The following is a 23,729-nucleotide window of genomic DNA, read 5'->3' on the forward strand; positions in this document are numbered from 1 at the left end:
TTGACTCCGCCGCTCAGCGATCTAGCCTGGCTGGCATGTGCCGCAACATCATCCCCCTGAACAACCTCGAGCCCCCGGCATCCGACGACGAATGCCACGACGCCGCGCTGCAGTTCGTGCGCAAGATCTCGGGGACGAACGCCCCGTCGCGGGCGAACCGGGAGGTGTTCGACCGGGCGATCGCCGAGATCGAGCGCTCGGTGCGGAATCTGCTCGACGGACTCGTCACCTCGGCGCCCCCGAAGAACCGTCAGGAGCAGGCCGCCAAGCGCCAGGCGCGTTCGGCGGAGCGCTACGAGGCGATCCGGGTGTTCCAGGACGCGAAGCGCGCCGCCCGCACCGCCGAGGCCTGACCCGCAGTGCATCGATCGGTGCGAAACGTCGGCGAAGAGGCGCCATGACCGACATTTCGCACCGATCGATGCACTCGGGGAGGGTGCGCTCGGGGAGGGCTCACTCGGGGAGGGCTCAGTCGGCGTCGGGCTGCGGCATCCGTCGCGTCGCGCCCTCGCGCAGCCGCCGCCGGATGCGCACGGCGATGAAGGCCAGCACCAGCATCGCGATCGCCCCGACGGCGATGTTCGAGATGAGGCCGCTCCACTCCTCGAGCACCGGCTTGATGGCCGGGCCGAACGCGAAGCCGAGACCGATCCAGATCGCGTTCCAGACGCCTGAACCGATCAGCGTGTAGAGCGTGAACTTCCACAGCGGCATGCGCTCGATGCCCGCGGGGATCGAGATGAACGATCGCACGAGCGGCACGCAGCGTCCGAAGAGCACCGCCCCGCCGCCCCAGCGGGCGAAGAACGCCTCGGCCTTGTCGAAGTCGTCGTAGTCGAGCAGCGGGATGCGCCCGACGATCCGACGCGTGCGGTCGCGCCCGACCGCGGCGCCGATCGCGTACCAGATCAGTGCGCCGACGAGCACGCCGAGAGTGGCCGCCGCCCACGCGCCCCACGCGCTCATCCGGCCCTCGTACGCGAGGAACCCGGCGACCGGCAGGATCGCCTCCGAGGGGATCGGTGGCACGAACGTCTCGATGAGGATCGCGATGCCGACGCCCACCTCCCCAAGCGATTCGATGAGGCTCAGCACCCACCCGACGAAACCGTCGTAGGCGGGGGCGGATGCTTCCAGGGCGGGGGCGATGCGGCTCATCGTGTCCTCAGGTGTCGGGGATCGCGGTGGTCGTACCCGTCGACGCTATCCCGTGCACCTGAGTCCCGGCTCAGCGTCCGCCCCGGCTCAGCATCCGTCCCGGCTCAGCATCCGTCCCGGCTCAGCGTTCGTCCCGGCTCAGCGTCCGAGCTGGAACAGCTCGATCAGCTCCTGACGGCTCGAGACCTCGAGCTTGCGGAACGCGCCGCGCAGCTGCGACTTGACCGTGTTGACGCTCACGTGCTGCTTCGCGGCGATCTCGGTGTTCGAGAGCCCGGCCAGCGCCGACGCCACGACGGCGGCTTCCCGTCTTGTGAGGGCATCGGTCCCGGCGACCGACAGCGTCTCGGACACCCCGCGCAGGCGGGCCGCGATCTCGGGCTCGCCCTTCTCGTCGAGCAGGTCGGCGAGTTCACGGCGCACCTCGACGGATGCCGGGGGGAACGCGGAGTACACCGAGTTCCACGTCGCCAGGGCGACCGCGCGCTGCAGCAGGTCCGTGCGCTGCGCAGCCCCCGCTGTCTCCGCGGCCAGAGCGAGCGCGGCGATGACGACCCGCGGTCGCGCGCTCGACGCCTGCAGAAGGGGCGTGATCAGTCGCCGTGCCGCGGCGGCCTTCTCGTGTCGCAGTGCGCGGCGCGCGTGCAACGCCGCACCCGTCTGCACGACGATGCTCGCGCGCGCATCGAGAGTGTCGATGCCCAGTTCGCGGGCCGCGCGCTCGGGCTGGTGCAGGAGCTGGAGCAGCAGGTAGCGCACGAGGCGCGTGTACTCGGCATTGACGGGCACCCGGGCGTACTCCGGAGCCAGCCCCGCGACGAACGAGTCGAACTCGGAGAGCAGCACCTGGGCCTCGTCGCGTCGTTCCGTCACGATGAAGGCGCGCAGCGCGAAGTACGGTCCCCAGAGGTCGAGCGACGGGGCCACGCGGATGTCGATTCCGTCGAGGATCTCGCGGGCGGTGTCGGTGTCGAGCCGGTCGATGTGCAGCAGGGCGTCGGCGAGATGCGCCGCGGTCGGGGCATCCGTCGCCCACCATGCGTCGTCCGGCGTCTCGGGAAGCCGGTCCAGCCAGTGCTGCGCGTCGCGATCGCGGCCGTGCAGGGCGTGGATGAGCGCGCTCACACCGCCGGCCGTCGTGCGCACCAGCAGATTGTCGACCGACCTCGCCCAGTCGTGGCTGCGCGCGAACTGCTCGAGTGCCTCGTCGAAGCGGCTGGCGAGGAAGTACGTCAGGCCCCAGTGGTAGTGCAGCTCGGGCAGGGCGTTGGCGAACGTGGGAACGACTTCGACAGGCACGCCGCGCAGAGTGGCGACGGCGAGGTCGGCCGCAGCGGCCGCATCGGCCAGTCGTCCCTCGGTGCGCGCGACCGCGAGGCGGCCGGTCAGCGCGGCGAGTCGGTCGAGCGGCGGCGCGTTGGGATCGTCGGTCAGGATGTCCGAGTACGCGCGGGTCGTCCGCTGCCGGGTCGACGAGCGACGCAGATGCTCCTCGGCGAGGCGGAGGCGTGGATTCGCGTCCATCACGTCGGCAGGCAGAGACGTGATCGTGTCGATGAGCAGCTGCGGGTGGCTTTGATACAGCTCGCTCCATCGGGCGCCCAGGAGGCCGACGACCCCGGTCCAGTCGCCGTGGGAACGCGCCGCGTCCAGACTCTCCTGCAGAGCATCCGCTGCCGACTCGCTCATCTCAGCCCGGCGGTCCTCTCGTGGTCGCGTATGCGTCCCCTTCATTCTGTCAGAGCGGCTAGCTCTCCCGACGTTCGGCCGCAACCCCCTCCGCTCATGGCATCCCCTCGGTCGATGATGGCGGGACGTCGCCGGAACCGGCCGCGGACAGCGCAGAAGGGACACTCTCATGACCGACACCACACCCGTCCAGCGGGTCGCCGAGCTCCTCAAGGACTTCCGCTTCGCGATGTTCACCACGCGCAACGCCGAGGGGCGACTCGTCTCGCATCCGCTCACCGTGCAGGAGGCCGAGTTCGACGGCGACCTGTGGTTCCTCGTGTCGAAGAGCGCCACGCTCGTGCTCGACGCGCAGGCCGACGAGCGGGTGGGCGTCTCGCTCAGCTCGAACGACTCGTGGGTGTCGCTCTCGGGCACCGCGGAGCTGGTCGACGACCCGGCGAAGGTGCGCGAGCTCTGGAGCCCCACGGTCGAAGCCTGGTTCACGAACGGGCCGGACGACCCCGAGGTGGGCCTGCTGAAGTTCACCGCCGAATCCGCCGAGTACTGGGACAGCCCGGGCGGGAAGATCGCCTCGCTGTTCAGCTTCGTGAAGTCCAAGATCACCGGCGAGCCCTACGAGGGCGAGAACGAGACGGTCGAGCTGCCGCAGCGATGAGTGCGGGGCATCCGTCATGCTGGTGAGGACGGATGCCTCGGCGATCGGGTCGTCCGCAGAGAGGACGGTGCCCGTGTCGGTGCTGGCTGGTCGTGTCTTCCTCGCGATCACGGGGGCGGTGTGCGTCGCCGCGCTCGTCGGGGCAGGTGTGGCGTGGCGGAGCACGGGATCGGATGCCGGTGGGCTGGGCATCCTTCTGGCGATCGGCGGCATCGCCGCCGTGCTGTGGGTCGTCGGTGCCGTCCTCACCGTGCCCTTCGTCGAGGCGACGGTCGATGCGCACGGCCTCGTGATCCGGCGGGTGTGGGGCCGTCGCAGGGTCGTGGAGATCGCGGACGTGGACGAGGTCGTGGTGCTCGCCGACCTGATCCTGCCGTCACGCGTGGCGACGGCGCCGAGACCACGGGTCGTCCTGCGGAGGGAGGGTGCGGTGGTCGCGACGTTCACCCCGCGTGATGCGGCCGTCGTCGCGGACCTCGCGAGGTGCGGATGGGCTCCCGTCACGATCGCGGATCCGCTCACCCCATCCGAGGCGACGCGTCGTTATCCGGGCTCGGTCGGGCGCGGCGAGAGGTTCTCGCACGTCCTCCCCCTCGGCGCGGTCGTCGTCGGCGCGGCCGTCGCGATCGGAGCCGTCATCGTCGCCGTCGGGCGCTGACGGTTGTCACGATCGGTGGGCGAGAGCTCCGGCATAGGCTGTCGGCGTGAGCGACGCACTCGACGACGGACCGTTCTTCCACGGCACGAAGGCCGATCTGCGGCCGGGCGATCTGCTGACCGCGGGGTTCCCCTCGAACTATCGCCCCGAGATCGTCATGAACCACATCTACTTCACGGCGATGCCGAACGGCGCGGGTCTTGCAGCCGAGCTCGCCCCCGGCGACCGTGCTCCCCGTGTGTACGAGGTCGAGCCGACCGGGGAGTTCGAGAACGACCCCAACGTCACCGACAAGAAGTTCCCGGGCAACCCCACTCGCTCCTATCGCAGCGCCGCCCCGTTGCGGGTCGTGCGCGAGGTCGACGACTGGGTGCGGTCGGCGCCCGAGGCGCTCGCCGAGTGGCGGCGCAAGCTCGCGGCGCTGCAGGGCGACGAGCGCGCCGAGATCATCAACTGATCTCAGAGATCCCAGTCGGCGATCGGGTGCACGGGAGCCTCCTCCACGAGCGCGACCGAGCTCACGTGCTCGACCGAGATGACGACGCGAGCGCCCGGCGAGACCAGCACGCTCACCAGCCCGTTGCGATCGGAGATGTCGACGAACGTGGGCTCCGATCGGGCCGCGGCTTCGATACGCCCCATGAGCTCCAACAGGTCGCGGTCGCCGTCCAGGAGGAACTCGCGGCCATCGATGTCGATGCGTGCTCTCGTGTTCGTCCTCGGCTCGTCCATGCGCTCGACGGTAGACCCGATCCCGGCCGATCCTGAGGGGGTTGCGCGACTCGGATGCCGTTGGTAGCCGTCGCTCCGGCCGACGTCGTGCGACCGCGACTATCGTTTCGACCATGGGTTCATTGCACTACGGCGGCTCCGATTCCCCGATCCGCATCGAGGACCGCGCGCTCGCGCACCTCAAGGTGGCGATCGCCACGAAGCTGCGCCGCAACGAGAGCTTCACGCTGTCGTGGCGGCACAGCGACGGCGACGAGAACGGGCGGTCGACGATCTGGCTGCACCCGTCGATCCCGCTGCGCTTCACTTTCGACGACTCCGAGGCGCCGCAGCTGAACCTGAAGTGGATCGAGCAGCTGATGATGTCGGCGAACTCCTCGGGCGGCATCAGCCTCGTCGACGAGATGCTCGAGACGCCCGAGGAATCCGCGGGCTGAGGTCTGCTCAGCGACGGACGGGGTCGCCCCCGCCGTCGAGGAACCGCCCGAGGTCGCGCATCGTCGGGGCGGCCTCCCAATCGCCCGGCACGAGGCAGGCGATCGCACCGCAGGCATTGGCGCGCCGGAGAGTGCCGGCGATGTCGAGTCCTTCGAGCCGCGCGCTGAGATACCCCGCCACGAACGCGTCACCTGCACCGACCGTGTCGATCACGTCGATCGTGAAGCCGGGGCCGGCGCAGGTGCCGTCGGGCGTGAAGACCGTCGCGCCGTCCGGGCCCTGCTTCAGCACGACGTGCTCGACGCCCGCGGCGTGCAGCAGTCCTGCCGCGTCCGTCTCGGATGCCTCGGGGTACAGCACCGCGAACTCCTCGGCGCCGCCGAAGACGAGGTCGGCGCGCTCCGCGAGTTCCCGCAGGAGGGGACCCGCCTCGGCGACCGGGGCCAGAGCCGAGCGGTAGTTGATGTCGACGCTCACGGCCACCCCGGCGGCCGTCGCGCGGTCGACCGCGACCCGCAGCGTCTCGCGCGCCGAGCTCGACAGCAGCGGGGTGATGCCGGTGACGTGCAGGATCGCCGCGCGCTCGACCCACTCCGCGGGCAGGTCGTCGGGGTGCAGTCGCGATCCGGCCGAGCCCGCGCGGTAGTAGTGCACGGCGGTGGATGCCGCGGACGGCCGTTCCTTCACCATGAGTCCGGTCGGGGCATCCGCGTCCACGATGCCGTGCACGTCGACGCCCTCGGCGCGGATCTCGCGCAGCACCCGGTCGCCGAGCGAGTCGTCGCCGACCCGACCGAGCCACGAGACGGATGCCCCGAGCCGGCGCAGCCCGATGGCCACGTTGCTCTCGGCTCCTCCGACGCCGAGCGCCATCGCGCTGGCGTGCCGGAGCGAACCGATCTCGGTGGCGCGCATCAGCGCCATGCTCTCGCCGAGCGTGACCACCCCGCGATCGTCGCCCGTCATGAACGCGTCACCAGTCGTGGACGGTGCCGTCGAGCAGACGGTTCACCGGCAGGTACGCCTTGGTGTACTCGTGGCCCGCCGCGGCATCCTCGTCGAGCTCGACGCCCAGGCCGGGGTTGTCGCCCGGGTGCAGGAAGCCCTTGTCGAAGGTGAACGAGGTCTGGAAGACCTCGAGCGTCTGGGCGTTGTGCGGCATGTACTCCTGGATCCCGAAGTTGTGGATCGCGAGGTCGAGGTGCAGCGCTGCGGCCATGCCGACCGGCGAGATGTCGGTCGGGCCGTGGATGCCGGACTTGATGCCGTAGATCGCGGCGAAGTCGAGGAGCTTCTTCATGGCGGTGATGCCGCCGGTGTGGGTGACGGCCGAGCGCACGTAGTCGATCAGACGCTCGGTGATGAGGGTCTGGTAGTCGTACACCGAGTTGAAGACCTCGCCGATCGCGAGCGGCGTCGTGGAGTGCTGGCGCACCAGGCGCAGGGCTGTCTGGTCCTCACCGGGGGTGCAGTCCTCGAGCCAGAACAGGTCGTAGGGCTCGATGTCCTTCGCGAAGCGCGCCGCCTCGATCGGGGTCATGCGGTGGTGCCCGTCGTGCAGGATGCGCAGGTCGGAGCCGAAGTCCTCGCGGATGCTGGCGAAGACGCCGGGCATGTGGTTCAGGTAGTTGCGGGTGTCCCACCGCTCCTCGCTGGGGCGGTCGCCCGAGCGCTTGGCGGGCTCGTAGTCGTAGCGCACGCCCGGGCCCGACGACGAGACGCCGTAGATCTGGCCGAGACCGGGCACACCGGTCTGCACCCGCACGGCCGTGTAGCCGAGCTCCTCGTAGCCGGTGATCGCGTTCTTGAGGGCGGCGTAGTCGGTGCCGGAGGCGTGGGCGTAGACGCGCACGCCCTCGCGGCTGGCTCCGCCGAGCAGCTGGTACAGGGGCATGCCGGCCTTCTTGGCCTTGATGTCCCACAGGGCCATGTCGACCGCGGCGATCGCGGCCATCGTGACCGGGCCGCGGCGCCAGTACGGCCCGCGGTAGAGGTACTGCCAGGTGTCTTCGATGCGATCCTCGTCGCGGCCGACGAGCATCGAGGCGACGTGGTCGGCGAGGTACGAGGCGACCGCGAGCTCACGCCCGTTGAGGGTCGCATCACCGAGGCCGGTGATGCCGTCGGAGGTCGTGATCTTGAGCGTGACGAAGTTGCGTCCGGGGCTGGTGATGTTGACGTCGACGAGCTCGATGGTCATGGCGTTCTCGGTTCTCCTGGTGAAGCGGGGTGTCGTGCGGGGGCGTGATAGGTGTGGTGCGGGGTGCGGCCGAAGGTCTCGGCCGCACCCCGGGTCGTGGTGCGCGGTGCGATCAGATCGCGTCGCGCGGATCGGTCAGATCGCGACCGGCGACCTCGGGCATCCAGATCGACGCGACGAGCGCGCAGAGCGTGAAGAACACGAGCATGATGATGATCGGGATGAACGAACCGGTGACGGCCGAGACCCACGCGGCGGCGATGACGGGTCCGGCGCCGGTCGCGATGATCGCCGCGATCTCACGGGCCATCGCGGTGTAGGTGTAGCGGTTGCGGGCTCCGAACAGCTCGGGGAGCGTGAGGTTCTCGAGCGAGGCGAAGCTCATCACCGCGAGGTTGTGCAGCACCACGTAGCCGATGAAGACCTGCGTGGTGTCCTTGCTGCTGATCATGAGCATCGTCGGAACGATGACGATCAGGGCGATGATCGCCCACACCATGTACATGCGCTTGCGGCCGAAGCGGTCACCGAGCCAGCCCGACAGCGGCACCGTGATGAAGGCGACGAGCGACGAGACGATCACGGCGTTGACGCCGATCGAGCGGTCGAGCAGCAGCACGACGGTGATGTAGCTGATGAGGTACGTCTGGATCATGCCGGAGTTGCCGGCCTGACCGAAGCGCAGCAGCAGGGCGATCGAGAAGGCCTTCCACGGCTTGCGCTGCATCGCCTCGAGCGTGCGGATGTCTCCGGTCTCGGTGGCGAGCTGGATCGTCTCCTCGCGGGACAGGGCCTTGCCGTCGACGACGTCGTCGCGCTCCTCGAAGACCGGGGTCTCCTTGAGGTTGAAGCGCACCCAGATGGCGAACAGCATGATGACCGCGCTGGCGATGAACGGGATGCGCCAAGCCCAGTCGATGACCTCGTCCTCGCTGTAGGCGACGAGCAGGATCGCCCAGATGCCCGACGCGAGCAGCGTGCCGCAGTTCGTGCCGAGGGCGACGAGCGAGGCGATGATGCCGCGGCGTTTGGCCGGGGCGTACTCGGCGAGCATGACGCCGGCGCCGGAGATCTCGGCTCCCGCACCGAAGCCCTGGGCGATGCGCAGGAGCACGAGCAGGATCGGCGCGAGCACGCCCACCTGCGAGTACGTCGGCAGGAAACCGATGAGCGTCGTCGCGAGACCCATGAGCAGGATCGTGTAGAAGAGCACCTTGGTGCGGCCGGTCTTGTCGCCGAGGCGGGCGAAGAAGAACGCGCCGACGGGGCGGGCGACGTAGCCGACGCCGTAGGTGGCCATCGCGGCGACGACCGCGACGGCGGGGTTCTCGGACGAGAAGAACAGATCGGCGAAGACGAGCGCGGCTGCCAGCGAGTACAGCTGGTAGTCCATGAACTCGAGCGCGGTGCCGAGCCACCCCGAGATGGCGGCGCGGACGAGGTCGCGCACCGACCTCTTCGCGGTGGGATCGGCGGCCGGGGCCGTCGTGGTGGCGTCTGACATGGGAGGTACTCCTTCGGACCAGAAAGGGGGGTGTCGGATGCGGCGGAGCCGCGGGTAACGGGAGAGAGCGCTAGAGGGCGAGCAGCACCTTCGCGGAGGCGGAGGAGTCGCGGGCGATCGTGAACGCGTTCACGGCATCGGATGCCGGGAGCACGTGCGAGATCACGGGGTCGAGAGCATCCGACTCCGCGAGCATGCGCACGGCGTCGTCGATCTCGGTCGAGAAGCGGAACGCGCCGCGGATCGTGAGCTCCTTGGCGAGCAGCGGCGCGAGGTTCACGCCGATGTCGGAGTTCGGGAGCATGCCGACCTGCACGATCGTTCCGGTGCGACGGGTGGCGCGCACGGCCTGGGTGAGGGCGACGCCCACGCCCGAGCACTCGAAGACGACGTCGTACGACTCGTTCTCGATCGTGTCGCGGCCGACGAGGGCGACCTCGGTCGCGCCGAGCGCCTGCGCGCGGTCGAGGGGCTCGGTGCGCACGTCGCTCGCGCCGACGACGCCGGCACCAGCGTGCACGGCCGCGGCGACCACCAGCAGCCCGATGGGCCCAGCGCCGATCACGAGCACGCGCTTGCCGCTGACATCGCCCGCGAGACCCACGGCGTGCAGCGCGACGGCCAGGGGCTCGGCGAGTGCGGCGCGCTCGAGCGGCAGGCCGTCGGGCAGCACGCGGATCATGTGCTCCTCGACGATCAGGTACTCGGACGCCCCGCCCTGACGGTGCGGGTTCGCCGCGGCGCTGCCGAGGTAGTCGCCGCCGGGGCGCAGGTGCGGGCGGTCCTCGAGGCCGGGGACGGATGCTCCGTAGCGGGCGGGGTGCACCGTCACCGGAGTGCCCGGGGCGAGGCGACCGGAGGGGTCGAGGTCGACGACGCCCGAGAGCTCGTGTCCGGGCACCAGGGGCTCGCGGATCGTGTACTCGCCGTTGGCGCCGTGGAAGTAGTAGTGCAGGTCGGATCCGCAGATGCCCACGAAGCCGACGCGCAGTCGCACCTCGCCCGCACCGGGCTCCGGGATCTCCCGGTCGTCCCAGCGGATGTCTTCCTTGCCGTGGATGACGAGCGACTTCATCGGCGGGCCTCCTTCGTGGCGTTCGTGTCGTTGTCGAGCTTGCCCTCTTCCGCGGCGGAGAGGGCGTCGGCGATCGCAGCGTCGACGCCGCTGCGGCGGATCGTGTCGACCAGTTCGCCGACGCGTGCGGCGAAGGCCTCCTGGTGGGCGAGTTCGCTGCCGAACAGGCGCTGGTCGACGATCACGCGGCGGGCGAGGTCGACGCCGTCGCGTGCGCCCGCGGCCAGCGCGGCGAGGTGCTCGCGCGCGGGGTCGGTCATCGCGGCCGCGTGCACGCCGGGGTCGAAACCGCCGAGCGGGGCGTGGCACGACAGGTAGCCGGCGACGGTGAGTGCGATGAGGTGCGGCATCCGCCCCTGCCCGAGCGCGAGGAGTGCGGGCTCCGGGATGCGCTGGCGCAGCTTCACCGAGCCGTCCGATCCGACCTGGCGGGTCTGGTGTCCGAGCGCGCTGTTGCCCCAGCGCTCGAACAGCTCGGCCTCGTAGGCGCGGATGTCGACACCGGTGGGCACGTCGACCGACGGCTCGTATTCGCTGCGCATGACGCCGCGCGCGGCATCCGCGATCCGGTCGATGCCGATCGCCTCGGGGATCGTGCCGACTCCGCGGAGCGCGCCGAGGTAGGCGATGAGCGAGTGCGTGCCGTTGAGCAGACGCACTTTCATCTGCTCGTAGCGGGCGACCTCGGAGGTGAAGACGGCACCGCCGGCCTCCCAGGCGGGGCGTCCGCCGGCGAAGGCGTCTTCGATCGCCCACATCGTGAACGGCTCGCCCGGCACGGGGATGCCGTCGACCGCACCGAGGAGGCCGGCGACCTCGTCGCGCAGTCGCGCGGTGGTCGACGGCACGATCCGGTCGACCATGCTCGAGGGGAAGGTGACGGCGCGGTCTATGTAGTCGAGGGCGTCGGACGCTTCGCCGTCGGGCAGAGCCTGCAGGAACTCGCGCACGAGCTTCTCGGTGTGCTTGCCGTTCGCGGCGAGGTTGTCGCAGCTGAGGATCGAGATCGGCTCGGCGCCGGCACGGGCGCGGGCCTGGAGGCCGCGGGCGAGCTGGCCGATCGTCGACCGCGGCGCGCCGCCCCGCAGATCGGCGCGCACGGTCTCGTCGTCGAGGTCGAGGTGCTCGGTGGCGGGGGAGTAGCTGTAGCCGTTCTCGGTGACGGTGAGCGTGACGATGCGGATGCCGGCGTCGGCGATGTGGCCGACCACGCGCTCGGGCTCGTCGCCGGCGACGAAGGCGTCGGTGTGCACACCGGGGATCGCGAGGCTCGTTCCCGCGGGAGAGATGGTGGCGACCGAGTAGAGGAAGTCCTGCGCGTGCATCGCGTCGACGACGGTGCGTGAGCGGGAGGCGGCGCCGATGATGCCCCAGTCCCCGCCGTCGTGGGCGATGGCGGCGGCCGTGTACATCGCCTGGTGCGCCCGGTGGAAGCTGCCGAGACCCAGGTGCAGGATGCCGGTGCCGGAGGGGGTGACCAGCGGAGCGGTGGCCGCGGGGGTGGCGCGGCTCAGGATCCGGAGATCGGCGTTGATCGTCATGTAAAGCAGTGTGTATGAGTTGTACAAACTTGTCAAGCCAGTTTCATGACGAGGATCGTGCCATAGGATTGCGGCAACCGGAGGGGTGGACGTGGCAGCGACATTGACGGACGTGGCGAAGCGCGCAGGCGTGTCGATCGCCACGGCATCGCGCGCCTTCGGAGAACCCGACCGTCTCGCCCCCTCCACCCGCGAACGCGTGCTCGAGGCGGCCGCCGACCTGGGCTACGCGAACCCCCAGGCGGGCACCGCCACCCGCACCTTCGGTGTGATCGTGCCCGACGTCGCCAACCCCGTCTACGGCAAGCTCCTCAAGGCCGTCCAGGGTCAGGCGTGGCACGGGCGGCATCGCATCGTGCTCTTCGACGCCGACGAGGACCTGCGCCGCGAGCGCGAGCAGATCGAGCAGGCCCGCAAGCTCGACGGCATCCTGCTCTGCTCTCCCCGCCTCCCCGATGCCGATGTCACAGCCCTCATCGGTGGCACCCCGTCGGTCGTCGTCAACCGGCAGATCGACGGCATCCCCAGCGTGCTCATGGATGCCGAGCACGGCCCCGCGCAGGCGATCGAGCACCTCTTCGCGCTCGGGCATGAGCACATCGCCTACGCCTCCGGTCCCCGCGGTTCGTGGGCGGACGCCCGTCGATACGACACCATCGAGCGCGCGTGCGATCGCCACGGCATCCGTCTCACCCGGCTCAGCCACCACGAGGCGTCGATCCAGGGAGGCCGCGCCGCCGCCGCGCTCGCCGCGGCCAGCGGAGCGACCGCCGTCGTCGCCTACAACGACCTCGTCGCGATCGGCCTCGAGGCGGGACTCCTCGACCTCGGGCTCACCTGCCCCGACGACGTGAGCCTGGTCGGCATCGACGACATCGATCTCGCCGGCGCCGTGACCCCGGGCCTCACCACCGTGCAGATGCCGATCGAGCGCAGCGGCGCCCTCGGCGTCGACCTGCTGTTGCAGGCGATCGCGGGCGCCGTGGTCGGAGAGGCCGCGACGCTCAGCTCGCAGCTCATCGTGCGGGCCTCCACCGCCGCGCCCCGCCGAGCCTAGGCGTCAGGCGTCGATGCGGCACCGGCACCTGCCTGCCGACGTTTTAGTACGACTGTGCTAACTTAATGCCATGAGCACACGCACCCCGGGTCCGCGCCGGTGATCCTCGTCGCCATCATCGCCTGCGAGATCGCGTTCTGGGTCGCGATCGTCGCCGGCCTCGTCGCGCGGTACCCGCTGCGCCGGCCGAGGCTCGGCGTCGGATTCCTCGTCGCCGCACCGCTCATCGATCTCGTGCTCCTGACGCTCGTCACGGTCGACCTCCTCGGCGGGGCGACGGCATCCTGGCACCACGGTCTCGCCGCCCTCTACATCGGCATCTCGATCGCCTACGGGCATCGGATGATCGCGTGGCTGGACGCGAAGTTCGCGACGCGGTTCCGCGGGGCACCGCGCCGTGCTCCGCTCACGGGGGCAGCGTACACGGTGGCCTGCTGGAAGGACGTGGCGCGCACCGTGCTCGCGGTCGCCATCGCGGCCGCGATCCTCGGGGGACTCATCGCCATCGTGGCGGCTCCCGACCGCACGGCCGAGTTGGTCGGGTTCTTCCGGATCCTCGGCATCGTCCTGGCGGTCGACGTGATCTGGGCCGTCAGCTACACGCTCTGGCCGAAGAAGGCGCCCGCGGAGGCCGCCCCGGTACGGTGAGGACATGCCCAAGCTGATCGACCACGCCCAGCGCGACCGTGAGATCGGCGAGGCGGCGATGCGCGTGCTCGCGCGGGACGGCCTCGTCGCGCTCTCGGTGCGGAAGGTCGCCGAGGAGGCGGGGCTCGCGACGGCATCCCTCCGCCGCGCCTTCCCGACGCAGGCGGCCCTGCGGTCGTTCTGCCTGGACGGGATCCGCTCCGCTGTCGCCGATCGCCTGCGGCGACTCGACGGCGACGGTGGGCGCCGCGTGATCGCGATGCTGGAGGAACTCCTCCCTCTCGACGAGGTGCGGCGCACCGAGCTGATGGTCCAGCTCCAGCTGGGCAGCCTGGCGCTGACCGACGGCTCGCTGGCTCCCTCGGTGCGCGAGCTCAGCGGCGGGGTGCGGCGGGTGTGCGACGCCGCCATCGCAGAACTCGTGCGCGCGGGCGAGGTGCCCGCGTCGGTCGACGCCGCCTTCGAGGGCGACCGTCTCCACGCGCTGCTCGACGGGCTCGCGCTGCGTCTGCTGTGGAGCACGGACTCCGATGCGGGTGCTCGCGCGCGGACCATGCTGGAACGGCACTTCCGGATGCTCGGGCGCGAAGACGGGTGAGCCGCGGTCTCCGTGGATCCGGCGCCGTCGTCGCGGGGCACCCCGACGCCTGCGCCGAAGTCAAGGCCTTTCCGGAGCCCGGGGTATTCCGGGAGCATGAGGCGCGACGGCATCGTCGGATGCCGGAAGGAGCACTCTCATGAGCATCGGAACCGGAATCGTCCTCTTCGTGATCGGCGCGATCCTCGCGTTCGCACTGAACGTGCAGCTGGACTGGGTGAACCTCGACCTCGTCGGCTACATCCTCATGGCCGCCGGAGCGATCACGGCCATCATCGGAATCATCGTCATGGTCTCCCGCCGCGGTCGCACCCGTGGCACGACGACGGTCGTCGAGGACGACCGTATCTGACCCTCGGCACCCTCGCGGTGCCGCTCGGACGCATCGAGACCCACCGACGTGCTCGGTGGGTCTCGTCGCGTCCGGTGGGTTTCGACGAGGTGCGGGACTCAGCGCGGCGCGGCGTTCAGCGCGGCGCGGGGTTCAGCGAGATGCGCGTCTCAGCGCTCGAGGCTGTCGCTCTGATCGAGCGGATCCTGCTCCCCGTCGTGCGGGGCGCCGTGATCGGAGCCCTCGTCGGCCGTGAAGACCTTGCCGTCGTCGGCGGGTTCGGCGGCGGCATCCGCGGCGGCGTCGTAGGGGCCGCTGTCGTCGGGGTACGCTTTCGGGTCGCTCATGGGGTGTCCTCTCGTCGACGGGCCGCCGGTCGATCCGGGCGGATGCCCAGCCTCGCGCATCGTCTCGATCGGCACCCGCCCGTTGACAGGCGGACGAAAGGGTGTCGCTCGTCTCATTCGCGCGGGGCCGCGAACTCGATCACCCGTGTCGATCGCCCGTCCGGGGTCCAGACACCCGCGGCGATGCGGCCGGGGGCGAGAGGGGTGAGCGATTCGATCTCCGCGTCGTCGCCGAGCAGCTGCGACAGGTCGACCCGCACGGCGGAGTCGAGCGCCGGACCGGTGAGCACGAGCGCGTCCTCCGGTGCGACGAGCGCCGCCCGGTCGTCGTCGACCCAGCAGGCGGCGAGTCCGAAACCGTACTCCGCATCGATGTCGGCGGCCGACACCTGACCGATCTCGTCGAGTGACGGCCACGCGAACACCCGGGCGGTCTCGGGATCGCTCGGGTACGGAGCCATCAGCAGCCGGTCCCCGGCGGGGCGGAAGCCGGCGATCACCGGGTCGTGTCCTGAGAGGATCTCGGTCAGCCGCAGCTGCGGCCCCGTCGGAGCGGAGGCATCGACATCGACATCGACGCGGAGGGCGAGGCATCCGTCCTGCCCCATCGCCAGCTCGATCACGGCGATCGGATCGATCGGATGCCGGTGCACGACGGCCATCGCATCGTCGGCGTCGACGGCCTGCTCATCGAGCAGCGCCCCCGTCGCGTGGTCGAGCAGCAGCACCCGATGCCCGCCGTCGTCACCCGGCGCGGTGGCGACGACGAGATCGCCGACGAACGCGGCGGCGTCGATCGAGAGGCCCGCGACCGTGACGGTGTCGTCGCCGACGAGGACGGTGTCGCCACCGGCGGTGAGCACCAGGCGATCGAGCGCGGATGCCGCGCGCACACGCACCTCGTCGGTGAGCGCGAGAGCCCGGCCGTTCACCTCGCTCAGCTGATCGTCGAGCAGCCGAACCGCCCCCTCGTTCCAGCGGGCGAACCACCGGCGTCCGTCCTGTTCGCCGGCATCTGCGAGGTCGGGCAGTTCTTCGAGGATCGCGATCACGCGTGCATCCGTGGGCATGCCCCCACCGTATCGGCGCGGCCCGCAGCGAAGAGATCAGCCGGCACCGAAGAGGTCCGCCCGCACCGAAGAGATCAGCCGGCGCAGGTCTCGAACACGTACGCCTCGTCGTCGGGGGTCACGAGGTTCCGGTCGCGCAGCACCATCGAGGCGGGCGACTCGTCGTCGGCGCACATCTCGGCGAAGGTGCGGGGCAGCTCGTCGCTGTACTCGATGTCGATCACCGCCTCGCCGTAGACATCGGTGTACGCCGAGCACTCCTCGTAGGCGGCGCACTCCTCGGTCACGGCGAAGTCGAATCCTGCCTCGTCGCGCAGCATCGCGGCATCCTCGGCGGCGTTCTTCTGCCCGGCGGCGAGACCGGCGCCGTGCGCGGCGTCGACGAGCAGCGCCGCGAGGGCGAGGTTCCCCTCGAGGGTGAGGGCGCCGTCGGACCGGGTGTACGAGTCGAGGTTGTCGAACTCGACCGCGTCGAACCCGGCATCCGCGCATCCCTCGATCCACGGGGTGACGAGGGCGGCGATGCGCTCGCGCTGCGCGGGCGTCGAGGTGTCGACGAGAGCCTCATCGGGCCAGTCCGGGTCGAAGACCGGTGCGCCGTCGCGCTGCAGCAGCAGGTCGTCGTCCCAGAGGTCGAGTTCGCCGGGCTGCGTCTGGAATCCGTTGACGTAGCAGATCGAGTACACGCCGTCGGCGGGCTCGGCCGCGCGATCGCGCCCGACGATCCCGACCCCGGATGCCGGTGCGTAGGCGCCGCCCAGCTGGTAGTCGGGCGCGGCGCCGGCGGGTGGCGCGCTGAAGGATCCGGATGCCGGAGCGTCCGTGGTGGTGCACCCCGTGAGCGCGGCGACCGTCAGCACAGCGATCGTGAGAGCGGAGGTGGGGCGGGAGCGCATGTGAGCAAATCTACTGGGCGATCCTGTTCGGACGATTCGGGAATGCGGATGCCGCGGACGTGGTTTCATGTTCATGCAATTGCATGTAATTGGGAAGGACCCCTCATGACCACCACGTACGACGTCGGCTTCCTCGTCGGCAGCATCTCCTCGACCTCGATCAACCGCCGCCTGTCGAAGGCGCTCGTGAAGCTCGCGCCGCAGGCGGGCCTCAACCTCACCGAGATCCCGCTCGTCGACCTGCCCTTCTACTCGGCCGACAACGACGGTGCGATCCCGGCCGAGGCCGCGTCGTTCAAGAAGGCGATCGAGGCCTCCGATGCGATCATCGTCATCACCCCCGAGTACAACCGCTCGGTGCCGGGCGTGCTGAAGAACGCGCTCGACACCGCGAGCCGCCCGTGGGGCCAGAACAGCTTCGCGGGCAAGCCGTCCGCCGTGATCGGCGCCTCGGTCGGCGCGATCGGTACCGCCGTCGCGCAGCAGCACCTGCGCTCGATCCTCTCCTTCCTGGCGTCGCCGGAACTCGCGCAGCCGGAGGCCTACGTGCACATGCGCGAGGGGCTCATCACCGACGACGGCGAGGTCACCGACGAGTCGACGACCGAGTTCCTCCTCTCGTGGCTCACCGCCGTGCACACGCACATCGCGAAGACGCTCAGCCCCGTCAGCTGATCGCTCGTCTCGAAGGGGCTCGCGGCCATCGGCTGCGGGCCCCTTCTGCGTGAGCGGGGGTGGTGATCGGGCGGATGCTGTGGCACGCTGTTAGTTAGTTCCACTAACAATGCTGAGAGTGGAAATGGTTATCACCGTGAACGCCGAAGTGAACGAGGACTCGATGTTGAGAAGATCCACCGCCGCCGCGACCGCCGCCCTGCTGATGCTCGCCCTCCCGGCCGCGGCCGTCGCCGCCGCCCCCGACGAGGAACCTCTGTACAAGTTCGTGAAGGACGCCTCGGGTGCCTACGGCTACGGCACCGACCCGGTCGAGATCTTCCCGGGCTCGGGGGAACAGGTCGCCATCCCCAGCGCGCTCGAGCCCGAGAATCGGCGCTTCTCGAGCGCCTGGGTGGGCACGATCGGCAACCTCAACTTCGGCAAGCCCGCGGATGCCGCCGACTTCGACGCGAAGTACGCCACCGTGCTCGACGACTTCGCGTCGTGGAACATGAACGCCGTGATCTTCCAGGTGCGTCCGCTGCTCGACGCGTACTACCCCTCGGAGCTCAACCCGTGGTCGGAGTTCCTCGGGGGCCCGCAGGGCACCGACCCCGGCTACGACCCGTTGCAGAAGATGGTCGACGCGACCCACGCCCGCGGCATGGAGTTCCACGCGTGGCTCAACCCCTACCGGGTCACCAACACCAAGATGACCGCGCCCGCGATCCTCACGGCCCTCGGCCTCACCGCCGACGAGGTGAAGGCCCTCACCATCCCGGAGTACATCGCCGCGCTCAACGGCGCCGGCATCCTGGCCGACGACAACTTCGCGGTGCAGCATCCCGACTGGGTGCTGTCGTTCGAGGAGAAGCTCTTCCTCGACCCGGGGCAGCCCGAGGTGCCCGCGTACGTCGCGGCATCCGTCGCCGAGATCGTCGAGAACTACGACGTCGACGCGATCCACTTCGATGACTACTTCTACCCGTACCGGATCACCGTCGACGGCGTGAACGTCTTCTTCGGCGCCCAGGGCGAGGATCGCGCGACCTTCGAGGAATTCGGGCTCACGGCCGGCTACCCCGACACGCAGGACGGGATCGAGGCCTGGCGTCGCGACAACATCACCGGTCTCGTCACGCAGGTGGCGGGCGCGATCGACGCGCACAACGCGGATGCCGGCACCGCCGTGCAGCTGGGCATCAGCCCCTTCGGCATCTGGGAGCACAAGGCCCTCGATCCCGCCGGGTCGAACACCCCGGTCGGGTCGTCGCAGACCTACAGCAACGCCGTCTTCGCCGACACCCGCGGCTGGGTGCAGGACGAGCTCATCGACTACCTCACCCCGCAGATCTACTGGAGCTTCGACCAGGCGGCAGCCCCTTACGGGGAGCTCGCGCAGTGGTGGAGCGATGCCGCCGCCGAGAGCCGCACCCAGATCTACGTCGGGCACGCGCTCTACAAGCACGTCAACAACGGCGGCTGGGAGGCCGCGTGGATGAACCCCGAAGAGGTTCCGAACCAGATCCGCTTCAACCAGAAGCTCGAGGGCATCGACGGCAGCGTGCTGTTCAGCTACAACGACATGAAGCCGAGTGACATCGCCGCGCTGCCCGCCGACCAGCAGCCCCGGAACCAGGCGAAGAACACCGCGATCGAGCTGTTGAAGGGCGAGGCGTTCGCGCACCCGACGATCGTGCCCGCGAAGCCGTGGCTGTCCGACGGTTCGGTCGCGTCGCCCGCGGATGTGGCGGTCGAGGATGGCGCCCTCGTCTGGGCGGCCGGTGATGCGGCGGAGGCCCGGCAGTACGCGATCTACCGCGGCACGGGGACGGCCGAGGAGATCGTGGCCGCTCCGGGGACGCTGGTCGACACCGTGTGGGCCGGGGGTGCGGCGGAGTTCGCGTATCCGCTGCCCACGGGTGTCGGCGATGCGGATGCCGGTGGTGCGGGTGTCGGCGATGCGGGTGCCGGTGGTGCGGATGCTGGCGATGCGGACGCCGCGGCTCGCGCGGCGGGCGAGAGCTGGGTGGTGACCGCACTGGACGCGGCGGCCGTCGAGAGCGCGCCGATCGCCGTCGCGGATGCCGTGGACCCGGTCGATCCGGTGGACCCGGTGGACCCGGTGGATCCTGTCGACCCTGTGGATCCGGGCACCCCCGGAAACGGCTCGGGCTCCGGCTCCGGCTCCGGAACGGGGTCGGGCGGGGCATCCGACGCAGGCGCCCAGGACGATCTGGCGACGACCGGCGGGGACGTGCCGGCCGCCGCCCTCTTCCTGGCCGGCGGGTTGCTCGCCGCCGGTGCCGCGACGGCGGGCGCAGCTGCACTGCGCCGCCGTCGCCGCGCCTGAGCGTCGCCCCGCTCGCGGGATCGACGGGTCGCCGCCCCGGTTCTCCGGGCCGACCTGTCGATCCCGACGTGCGGAAGAGGCGGTGGCGTCGTTTCGGAGATTCGCGCAATCCCGCAGGGAATCGGCCGCGTTCGTGCGAAATGGGTGCAGATCTCCGAGATCCTGCGCAGGCGGGCAAGCCTGAATCACGCAGCAGAGCGTGGTCCAGGCAGGCAGGCAGGCAGGCAGGCAGGCAGGCAGGCAGGCAGGCAGGGCCTGATTCAGGCCGCGGGCGCTGCCGGGGACGGGGCGGATGTCGGGGTCACGGCGTCTTCGACCTCGGCGGGATTGCGACGGATGCCGATCCACGACACGATCGCGCCGAGCACGAGCAGCGCGGCGGTGACCCAGGCCGCGCTGTGGAACCCGTCGAGGTCGAGCATGCCGCCGACGATCGTCGACAGCATCGCGACGACGAGGAGGCCGGCGACGCGCGAGACGGCGTTGTTGACGGCCGAGGCGATACCGGAGTGCTCCTGATCGATCGCGCCGAGGATCGCGGCGGTCAGCGGGGCGACCGTGAGAGCGAGGCCGAGACCCGTCACGATCATGGCCGGCAGCACCTGCCACCAGTAGTCGAAGTCCTCGGCGACGAGCAGCAGCATGAGGGCGCCGACGGCCATGATCGCGGGGCCGACCGTCATGAAGATGCGCGGACCGAATCGCCCGGCCCAGGCGCCCGCCCGCGAGCTGATGAGGATCATCAGGATCGTCATGGGCAGGCTCGCGAGACCGGCGGCGGTGGCGCTGAGCCCCGCGCCCTGCTGCAGGTAGACGCCCACGACGAATCCGTTGAGCGAGAGCGCGGCGTAGACGAAGAAGGTGGCGAGGTTGCCCCAGCCGAAGTCGCGCACGCGGAAGAGCCACAGCGGCATGAGCGGTGAGGCCGAGCCCCGCTGCCGCAGCAGGAACCACGCGAACAGGGCGGCCCCCGCGATGCCCGGCATCCAGATGGCAGGGGAGCCCCAGCCGTAGTTGGGCTGCTCGATGAGCGCGAACACCACGGCGCCGAGGCCGATCGCGCACAGCGCCCCGCTGACCCAGTCGACGCGGCGACCGCTCGGCTTCTCGGCCAGCTTCAGCCGCGACAGCAGGATCAGGTTCAGCGCGATCGGCAGCACGTTGATGAGGAACACGAAGCGCCATGACAGGTAGTCGACGAAGAGTCCGCCCATGAGCGGGCCGACCAGCTGAGCGGCCGTCGTGAACGCCGTCCACACCCCGATCGCGCGCGCCTGCACATCGGAGCGCATGGTCGCGGTGATCAGGGCGAGCGAACTCGGAACCAGCAGCGCGCCCGCCGCGCCCTGCGCCGCGCGGGCGATGATGAGCACCAGCGGGTCAGGGGCCGCGGCGACCGCGATCGAGGCTATTCCGAAAGCGATGAGCCCCACGCGCATCACCAGCACGCGGCCGTAGGCGTCGGAGACCGACCCCGCCAGCAGGATCAGCGCGCTCAACGTGATGAGGTACGCATCGACCACCCACTGCTGGGTCGTGATGCCGCCGCCCAGCTCGCGGCTGATCGCGGGCAGCGCGACGTTCACGACGGTGCCGTCGAGGAACGTCACGAAAGACGCGAGGACCGCGATCGAGATGACCAGGCGCTGGACGCCGGAGAAGGATGCCACAGGCGAAGGCTACTCCCGGCCACGGACGTCGAGGGCGGATGCCGGGAACTCACTCCTCTTCGGTGGATCCTGCGGCGGAGTCCTCGGCGGATTCTGCGGCGGGATCCGTGGCGGGCTCCGTGGCGAAGTCTCCGGTGAACTCGCCGGTGTCGCTCCCCGCGAGGTGCAGCCGTCGGAGGCCGCGCAGGCCGTCGTGCGCGTGGGCGCGGAGCTGGCGCTCGGCGCCCGTTCCCTCCCTCCGGAGGCGGCCGATGTGGGCGGTGACGAACTCCGCGTCGCCGAGCCGCTCGAGCGCGTGCCGTACGACGTCGAGCAGGCGGTGCGTCGCAGCCCAGGCATCCGTCGTCTCGCCCGTCGTGGGATCAGTGATCGTCGCCGCCATGCCGTGCCGCGCGGCCACCCAGAGCCCGGCGTCGATCTGCTCGACCGGGGCCGCCGACGCCGGGCCGTCGTGGGCCACCACGATCGCGCGGGTGAGAGCGGCCGCGAAGAGCGTGTCGTCGATCGAGAGCTGCGCGTCGCACACGCGCGACTCGACCGTGGGGAAGCGGTCCGAGAGCCGTGCCGCCCACGACAGCGACGACCGTTCGGGGATCGCGGAGAGCGCGATCAGCCGATCCACCTGCCCCTCGTAGTCGGTGAGGTCGTGGAACCAGGGCGGCGTCCACGTCGCGGGCAGGCGACGGATCAGGATGCTGCGCCAGCTCGCGAAACCGGTCGCCGCCCCCTCGGCGAAGGGGCTGTTGCCGGTGAGGGCGAGCAGCACCGGCAACCAGCCGCGCAGACGGTTGAGCGCCCGCACTCGCTCCTCGGCATCCGCGACCTCGACGTGCACGTGCAGCCCGTTCACCTCGTGGCCGCGCGCGATCGCGCCGAGCTGCGCCGAGACGCGGTCGTAGTGCGGCGACGCGGAGATCGTCGCGCGCCCCGTGGTGTTGAACGGCGTGCCGGAGGCGGCGATCACGGCGTCCAGCGGGGCGGCGTGCGCCGCGAGTGCAGCGCGCAGGTGACGCAGTTGCGCCGCAGCATCCGTCATCGACGAGAGGGGATCGGTGACGCACTCGAACTGGGAGGTGAGGAACTCGGGCAGGATCCGCCCGTCGCCCTCGGGTGCGAGCCGTTCCCGAGTGCCGTCGGCCATGGCCAGCGGCACGAGCGTGCTCCGGTCGACCAGCAGGAACTCCTCCTCGATGCCGAAGCGCGCCACCGAGACCGCCTAGTGGTTCCGCAGCATCGAGATGAGCTCGGCCTTGCGCTTGCCGCTGTAGCCGGTGATTCCGAGCTCCTTCGCTCGGGCGCGCAGCTCGGACACCGTCCAGTCCTCGTAGTCGCCGCTCTCCCCGCCGCGTCTGCCGACTGTTTTGCGGCCGTCACGGGCGGCCGCGTTCGAGATGCGGGCGGCCTTCTCCTTCGAGGCGCCGTCGTCGCGGAGCTCTTCGTAGAGTTCCGGATCCTTCAGTGAACTGTTGCGTCGTCCGGGCATGATGTCGTCCTCTCCTCTGTTTCCCTTGGCATTTCGGATTCCCTTGGCATTCCGGAGGCGTCCGCGTCAACCCCCTCTGCCCCGGCGGGCGTCGACCCCTAGCGTGAGGGTTACAGCAATTCGGGGCGCCCGCCTCGAACAGAAGGGAAGAACGATGAACATCCTCCTCATCATCGTCATCGTCATCGCCGTGATTCTCGCGATCACCGGAGGACTCGTGCAGTCTCTGCAGTTCCTCCTGTGGGTGGGCCTCGTGCTCCTCGCTATCGCCGTGATCGCATGGCTCATCCGATCGATCACCGGCAGTCGCCGCAGCTAGACCAGAAAGAGGAGGCCCGCCCGAGTGGCGGGCCTCCTCTGCGTCCGGACGTCGTGCCGGAGGGCCGGAACCCCGCTCCGAGGAGCGGGGTTCTTCGGTCTCAGCGGTCGAACGCGTCCTTGACGTTCTCGCCGGCCTTCTGCGCGGCGTCCTTGACGTTCTCGCCCGCCTGCTTGGCAGAGGCCTTCGTTTGGTCTGCGCGACCTTCGGCTTCGAGGCGCTCGTTGTCGGTGAGCTTGCCCGCGCCCTCCTTGGCCTTTCCGGCCAGCTTCTCGGCGTTGTTCTTGATGTCGTCTCCCGCGCTCATGGCGTCTTCCTCTCCTTGTGGGGATCGTTGGAATGGCCACCCTCGCACCGCCCGCGCGAGGCGACCACGGGATTGACAACCGGTCAGGCGCGTGACAGGTCGCGCGCTCGTTCATGCGCGCATCGGTGTTCGAGTTCGTTGTCTGACCGCAGTGGCCGTGGCCGTGGCAGTGGCAGTGGCCGTGGTGGTGGCGGTCGCGGTGGTGGCGGTGGCAGTCCGCGGTGCGGTCCGGGGTGTTCGCCAGCGTTGGTGGGGGTCCCACCAGGCGGGTCCGCGGACGTGGGGTGTGCCGTTGTGCATACGTATCTCCCAGCCGGAGGTGTCGAGGGTGCGGTGGTGG

The 23,729-nt window shown here is 70.2% G+C and carries 27 protein-coding genes; 12 read left to right on the plus strand and 15 right to left on the minus strand.

Annotated features, from left to right (window positions below; all coding sequences use genetic code 11):
* Positions 1–35 precede the first annotated feature (35 nt).
* Positions 36–353, plus strand: coding sequence for a DUF2277 domain-containing protein (locus WFJ97_RS13175; protein ID WP_336641821.1), 318 nt, complete (start codon positions 36–38; stop codon positions 351–353).
* Positions 354–468: 115 nt separating this feature from the next.
* Here WFJ97_RS13175 and WFJ97_RS13180 read toward each other — a convergent pair whose 3' ends face one another.
* Both WFJ97_RS13180 and WFJ97_RS13185 read right to left on the minus strand, forming a co-directional pair.
* On the minus strand, positions 469–1,158 hold the full coding sequence (locus tag WFJ97_RS13180; RefSeq protein WP_336641822.1) for a DedA family protein: 690 nt from the start codon (positions 1,156–1,158) through the stop codon (positions 469–471).
* A gap of 138 nt (positions 1,159–1,296) precedes the next feature.
* Positions 1,297–2,847, minus strand: coding sequence for a helix-turn-helix transcriptional regulator (locus tag WFJ97_RS13185; protein WP_336641823.1), 1,551 nt, complete (start codon positions 2,845–2,847; stop codon positions 1,297–1,299).
* A 169-nt stretch (positions 2,848–3,016) separates the two neighbouring features.
* On the opposite strand from WFJ97_RS13185, the gene WFJ97_RS13190 reads away from it, so the two are divergent.
* Genes WFJ97_RS13190 through arr form a run of 3 tightly spaced genes read left to right on the plus strand, consistent with a single transcriptional unit; the run spans position 3,017 to position 4,620 of the window.
* The gene (locus WFJ97_RS13190; protein ID WP_247624628.1) at positions 3,017–3,505 is read left to right on the plus strand and encodes a pyridoxamine 5'-phosphate oxidase family protein; all 489 of its coding nucleotides are present in this window, start codon (positions 3,017–3,019) and stop codon (positions 3,503–3,505) included.
* A 16-nt stretch (positions 3,506–3,521) separates the two neighbouring features.
* Entirely contained in the window at positions 3,522–4,163 is a 642-nt protein-coding gene (locus tag WFJ97_RS13195; RefSeq protein WP_336641824.1) for a hypothetical protein, read from the plus strand.
* Between the two features lie 46 nt (positions 4,164–4,209).
* On the plus strand, positions 4,210–4,620 hold the full coding sequence (gene arr, locus WFJ97_RS13200; RefSeq protein ID WP_247956833.1) for an NAD(+)--rifampin ADP-ribosyltransferase: 411 nt from the start codon (positions 4,210–4,212) through the stop codon (positions 4,618–4,620).
* A gap of 2 nt (positions 4,621–4,622) precedes the next feature.
* Here the strand turns inward: arr and WFJ97_RS13205 are convergent, their stop codons facing one another.
* Complete coding sequence (locus WFJ97_RS13205) at positions 4,623–4,895, minus strand: hypothetical protein (RefSeq protein ID WP_247624631.1); 273 nt, start codon at positions 4,893–4,895, stop codon at positions 4,623–4,625.
* Positions 4,896–5,008: 113 nt separating this feature from the next.
* Here WFJ97_RS13205 and WFJ97_RS13210 point away from each other — a divergent pair, with 113 nt between their 5' ends.
* Entirely contained in the window at positions 5,009–5,332 is a 324-nt protein-coding gene (locus WFJ97_RS13210; RefSeq protein ID WP_336641825.1) for a DUF7882 family protein, read from the plus strand.
* Positions 5,333–5,339: 7 nt separating this feature from the next.
* Here WFJ97_RS13210 and WFJ97_RS13215 read toward each other — a convergent pair whose 3' ends face one another.
* From WFJ97_RS13215 to WFJ97_RS13235, 5 genes are all read right to left on the minus strand, one after another.
* Complete coding sequence (locus WFJ97_RS13215) at positions 5,340–6,299, minus strand: sugar kinase (protein WP_336641826.1); 960 nt, start codon at positions 6,297–6,299, stop codon at positions 5,340–5,342.
* A 7-nt stretch (positions 6,300–6,306) separates the two neighbouring features.
* Positions 6,307–7,533, minus strand: coding sequence for a D-mannonate dehydratase ManD (manD, locus tag WFJ97_RS13220; protein ID WP_247624634.1), 1,227 nt, complete (start codon positions 7,531–7,533; stop codon positions 6,307–6,309).
* Positions 7,534–7,645: 112 nt separating this feature from the next.
* The gene (locus WFJ97_RS13225) at positions 7,646–9,037 is read right to left on the minus strand and encodes an MFS transporter (RefSeq protein ID WP_247624635.1); all 1,392 of its coding nucleotides are present in this window, start codon (positions 9,035–9,037) and stop codon (positions 7,646–7,648) included.
* 70 nt (positions 9,038–9,107) lie between these two features.
* Entirely contained in the window at positions 9,108–10,112 is a 1,005-nt protein-coding gene (locus WFJ97_RS13230) for an L-idonate 5-dehydrogenase (RefSeq protein ID WP_336641827.1), read from the minus strand.
* Positions 10,109–11,653, minus strand: coding sequence for a mannitol dehydrogenase family protein (locus WFJ97_RS13235; protein WP_336641828.1), 1,545 nt, complete (start codon positions 11,651–11,653; stop codon positions 10,109–10,111). Before WFJ97_RS13235 ends, WFJ97_RS13230 begins: the two co-directional genes overlap by 4 nt.
* A gap of 112 nt (positions 11,654–11,765) precedes the next feature.
* Between WFJ97_RS13235 and WFJ97_RS13240 the strand changes: the two genes are divergently transcribed.
* The 4 genes from WFJ97_RS13240 (at position 11,766) to WFJ97_RS13255 (ending at position 14,308) form a co-directional block, all read left to right on the plus strand.
* Entirely contained in the window at positions 11,766–12,710 is a 945-nt protein-coding gene (locus tag WFJ97_RS13240; RefSeq protein WP_336641829.1) for a LacI family DNA-binding transcriptional regulator, read from the plus strand.
* 99 nt (positions 12,711–12,809) lie between these two features.
* Positions 12,810–13,358: a hypothetical protein gene (locus WFJ97_RS13245; protein ID WP_336641830.1), complete on the plus strand. Its 549-nt coding sequence runs from the start codon at positions 12,810–12,812 to the stop codon at positions 13,356–13,358.
* A 4-nt stretch (positions 13,359–13,362) separates the two neighbouring features.
* Positions 13,363–13,956, plus strand: a complete 594-nt coding sequence (locus tag WFJ97_RS13250) for a TetR/AcrR family transcriptional regulator (protein ID WP_336641831.1) — start codon at positions 13,363–13,365, stop codon at positions 13,954–13,956.
* A gap of 139 nt (positions 13,957–14,095) precedes the next feature.
* Entirely contained in the window at positions 14,096–14,308 is a 213-nt protein-coding gene (locus tag WFJ97_RS13255) for a DUF6458 family protein (RefSeq protein ID WP_247624641.1), read from the plus strand.
* 149 nt (positions 14,309–14,457) lie between these two features.
* On the opposite strand, the gene WFJ97_RS13260 is transcribed toward WFJ97_RS13255, so the two are convergent.
* The 3 genes from WFJ97_RS13260 to WFJ97_RS13270 all read right to left on the minus strand — a co-directional run bounded on the left by WFJ97_RS13260 (position 14,458) and on the right by WFJ97_RS13270 (position 16,600).
* On the minus strand, positions 14,458–14,634 hold the full coding sequence (locus WFJ97_RS13260; RefSeq protein WP_247956826.1) for a hypothetical protein: 177 nt from the start codon (positions 14,632–14,634) through the stop codon (positions 14,458–14,460).
* 113 nt (positions 14,635–14,747) lie between these two features.
* Positions 14,748–15,704, minus strand: a complete 957-nt coding sequence (locus WFJ97_RS13265; protein ID WP_336641832.1) for a hypothetical protein — start codon at positions 15,702–15,704, stop codon at positions 14,748–14,750.
* 74 nt (positions 15,705–15,778) lie between these two features.
* Positions 15,779–16,600 carry an endo alpha-1,4 polygalactosaminidase gene (locus tag WFJ97_RS13270; protein WP_336641833.1) on the minus strand — a complete coding sequence of 274 codons (822 nt, stop codon included), beginning with the start codon at positions 16,598–16,600 and terminating at the stop codon, positions 15,779–15,781.
* Positions 16,601–16,705: 105 nt separating this feature from the next.
* Between WFJ97_RS13270 and WFJ97_RS13275 the strand changes: the two genes are divergently transcribed.
* Positions 16,706–17,275 (plus strand): NADPH-dependent FMN reductase, encoded by a 570-nt coding sequence (locus WFJ97_RS13275; RefSeq protein WP_247624645.1) that lies wholly within the window; start codon positions 16,706–16,708, stop codon positions 17,273–17,275.
* A gap of 124 nt (positions 17,276–17,399) precedes the next feature.
* A complete protein-coding gene (locus WFJ97_RS13280; protein ID WP_336641834.1) occupies positions 17,400–19,610 on the plus strand; it encodes a glycoside hydrolase family 10 protein in 2,211 nt (736 codons plus the stop codon).
* 260 nt (positions 19,611–19,870) lie between these two features.
* On the opposite strand, the gene WFJ97_RS13285 is transcribed toward WFJ97_RS13280, so the two are convergent.
* The 3 genes from WFJ97_RS13285 to WFJ97_RS13295 are packed head-to-tail and all read right to left on the minus strand — an operon-like array spanning position 19,871 to position 22,763.
* Complete coding sequence (locus WFJ97_RS13285) at positions 19,871–21,280, minus strand: MFS transporter (protein WP_336641835.1); 1,410 nt, start codon at positions 21,278–21,280, stop codon at positions 19,871–19,873.
* A gap of 49 nt (positions 21,281–21,329) precedes the next feature.
* Positions 21,330–22,487: a carboxylate-amine ligase gene (locus WFJ97_RS13290; RefSeq protein WP_336641836.1), complete on the minus strand. Its 1,158-nt coding sequence runs from the start codon at positions 22,485–22,487 to the stop codon at positions 21,330–21,332.
* Between the two features lie 9 nt (positions 22,488–22,496).
* Positions 22,497–22,763: a DUF7218 family protein gene (locus WFJ97_RS13295; RefSeq protein WP_336641837.1), complete on the minus strand. Its 267-nt coding sequence runs from the start codon at positions 22,761–22,763 to the stop codon at positions 22,497–22,499.
* A 154-nt stretch (positions 22,764–22,917) separates the two neighbouring features.
* On the opposite strand from WFJ97_RS13295, the gene WFJ97_RS13300 reads away from it, so the two are divergent.
* A complete protein-coding gene (locus WFJ97_RS13300; RefSeq protein WP_247624650.1) occupies positions 22,918–23,082 on the plus strand; it encodes a hypothetical protein in 165 nt (54 codons plus the stop codon).
* Positions 23,083–23,182: 100 nt separating this feature from the next.
* Here WFJ97_RS13300 and WFJ97_RS13305 read toward each other — a convergent pair whose 3' ends face one another.
* Positions 23,183–23,389, minus strand: coding sequence for a CsbD family protein (locus tag WFJ97_RS13305; protein ID WP_247624651.1), 207 nt, complete (start codon positions 23,387–23,389; stop codon positions 23,183–23,185).
* Between the last annotated feature and the right edge of the window lie 340 nt (positions 23,390–23,729).

The organism is Microbacterium sp. USHLN272, assembly GCF_037149655.1.
In the GTDB taxonomy this organism is placed as follows: Bacteria; Actinomycetota; Actinomycetes; order Actinomycetales; family Microbacteriaceae; genus Microbacterium; species Microbacterium galbinum.

Coding starts and splice junctions, on each gene's coding strand:
- WFJ97_RS13180 (WP_336641822.1), bottom strand. CDS start 1,158: ATGAGCCGCATCGCCCCCGCCCTGGAAGCATCCGCCCCCGCCTACGAC.
- manD (WP_247624634.1), bottom strand. CDS start 7,533: ATGACCATCGAGCTCGTCGACGTCAACATCACCAGCCCCGGACGCAAC.
- WFJ97_RS13215 (WP_336641826.1), bottom strand. CDS start 6,299: ATGACGGGCGACGATCGCGGGGTGGTCACGCTCGGCGAGAGCATGGCG.
- WFJ97_RS13210 (WP_336641825.1), top strand. CDS start 5,009: ATGGGTTCATTGCACTACGGCGGCTCCGATTCCCCGATCCGCATCGAG.
- WFJ97_RS13295 (WP_336641837.1), bottom strand. CDS start 22,763: ATGCCCGGACGACGCAACAGTTCACTGAAGGATCCGGAACTCTACGAA.
- WFJ97_RS13190 (WP_247624628.1), top strand. CDS start 3,017: ATGACCGACACCACACCCGTCCAGCGGGTCGCCGAGCTCCTCAAGGAC.
- WFJ97_RS13255 (WP_247624641.1), top strand. CDS start 14,096: ATGAGCATCGGAACCGGAATCGTCCTCTTCGTGATCGGCGCGATCCTC.
- WFJ97_RS13300 (WP_247624650.1), top strand. CDS start 22,918: ATGAACATCCTCCTCATCATCGTCATCGTCATCGCCGTGATTCTCGCG.
- WFJ97_RS13270 (WP_336641833.1), bottom strand. CDS start 16,600: ATGCGCTCCCGCCCCACCTCCGCTCTCACGATCGCTGTGCTGACGGTC.
- WFJ97_RS13280 (WP_336641834.1), top strand. CDS start 17,400: ATGGTTATCACCGTGAACGCCGAAGTGAACGAGGACTCGATGTTGAGA.
- WFJ97_RS13305 (WP_247624651.1), bottom strand. CDS start 23,389: ATGAGCGCGGGAGACGACATCAAGAACAACGCCGAGAAGCTGGCCGGA.
- WFJ97_RS13195 (WP_336641824.1), top strand. CDS start 3,522: ATGCTGGTGAGGACGGATGCCTCGGCGATCGGGTCGTCCGCAGAGAGG.
- WFJ97_RS13205 (WP_247624631.1), bottom strand. CDS start 4,895: ATGGACGAGCCGAGGACGAACACGAGAGCACGCATCGACATCGATGGC.
- WFJ97_RS13235 (WP_336641828.1), bottom strand. CDS start 11,653: ATGACGATCAACGCCGATCTCCGGATCCTGAGCCGCGCCACCCCCGCG.
- WFJ97_RS13230 (WP_336641827.1), bottom strand. CDS start 10,112: ATGAAGTCGCTCGTCATCCACGGCAAGGAAGACATCCGCTGGGACGAC.
- WFJ97_RS13225 (WP_247624635.1), bottom strand. CDS start 9,037: ATGTCAGACGCCACCACGACGGCCCCGGCCGCCGATCCCACCGCGAAG.
- WFJ97_RS13250 (WP_336641831.1), top strand. CDS start 13,363: ATGCCCAAGCTGATCGACCACGCCCAGCGCGACCGTGAGATCGGCGAG.
- WFJ97_RS13265 (WP_336641832.1), bottom strand. CDS start 15,704: ATGCCCACGGATGCACGCGTGATCGCGATCCTCGAAGAACTGCCCGAC.
- WFJ97_RS13275 (WP_247624645.1), top strand. CDS start 16,706: ATGACCACCACGTACGACGTCGGCTTCCTCGTCGGCAGCATCTCCTCG.
- WFJ97_RS13175 (WP_336641821.1), top strand. CDS start 36: ATGTGCCGCAACATCATCCCCCTGAACAACCTCGAGCCCCCGGCATCC.
- WFJ97_RS13260 (WP_247956826.1), bottom strand. CDS start 14,634: ATGAGCGACCCGAAAGCGTACCCCGACGACAGCGGCCCCTACGACGCC.
- WFJ97_RS13185 (WP_336641823.1), bottom strand. CDS start 2,847: ATGAGCGAGTCGGCAGCGGATGCTCTGCAGGAGAGTCTGGACGCGGCG.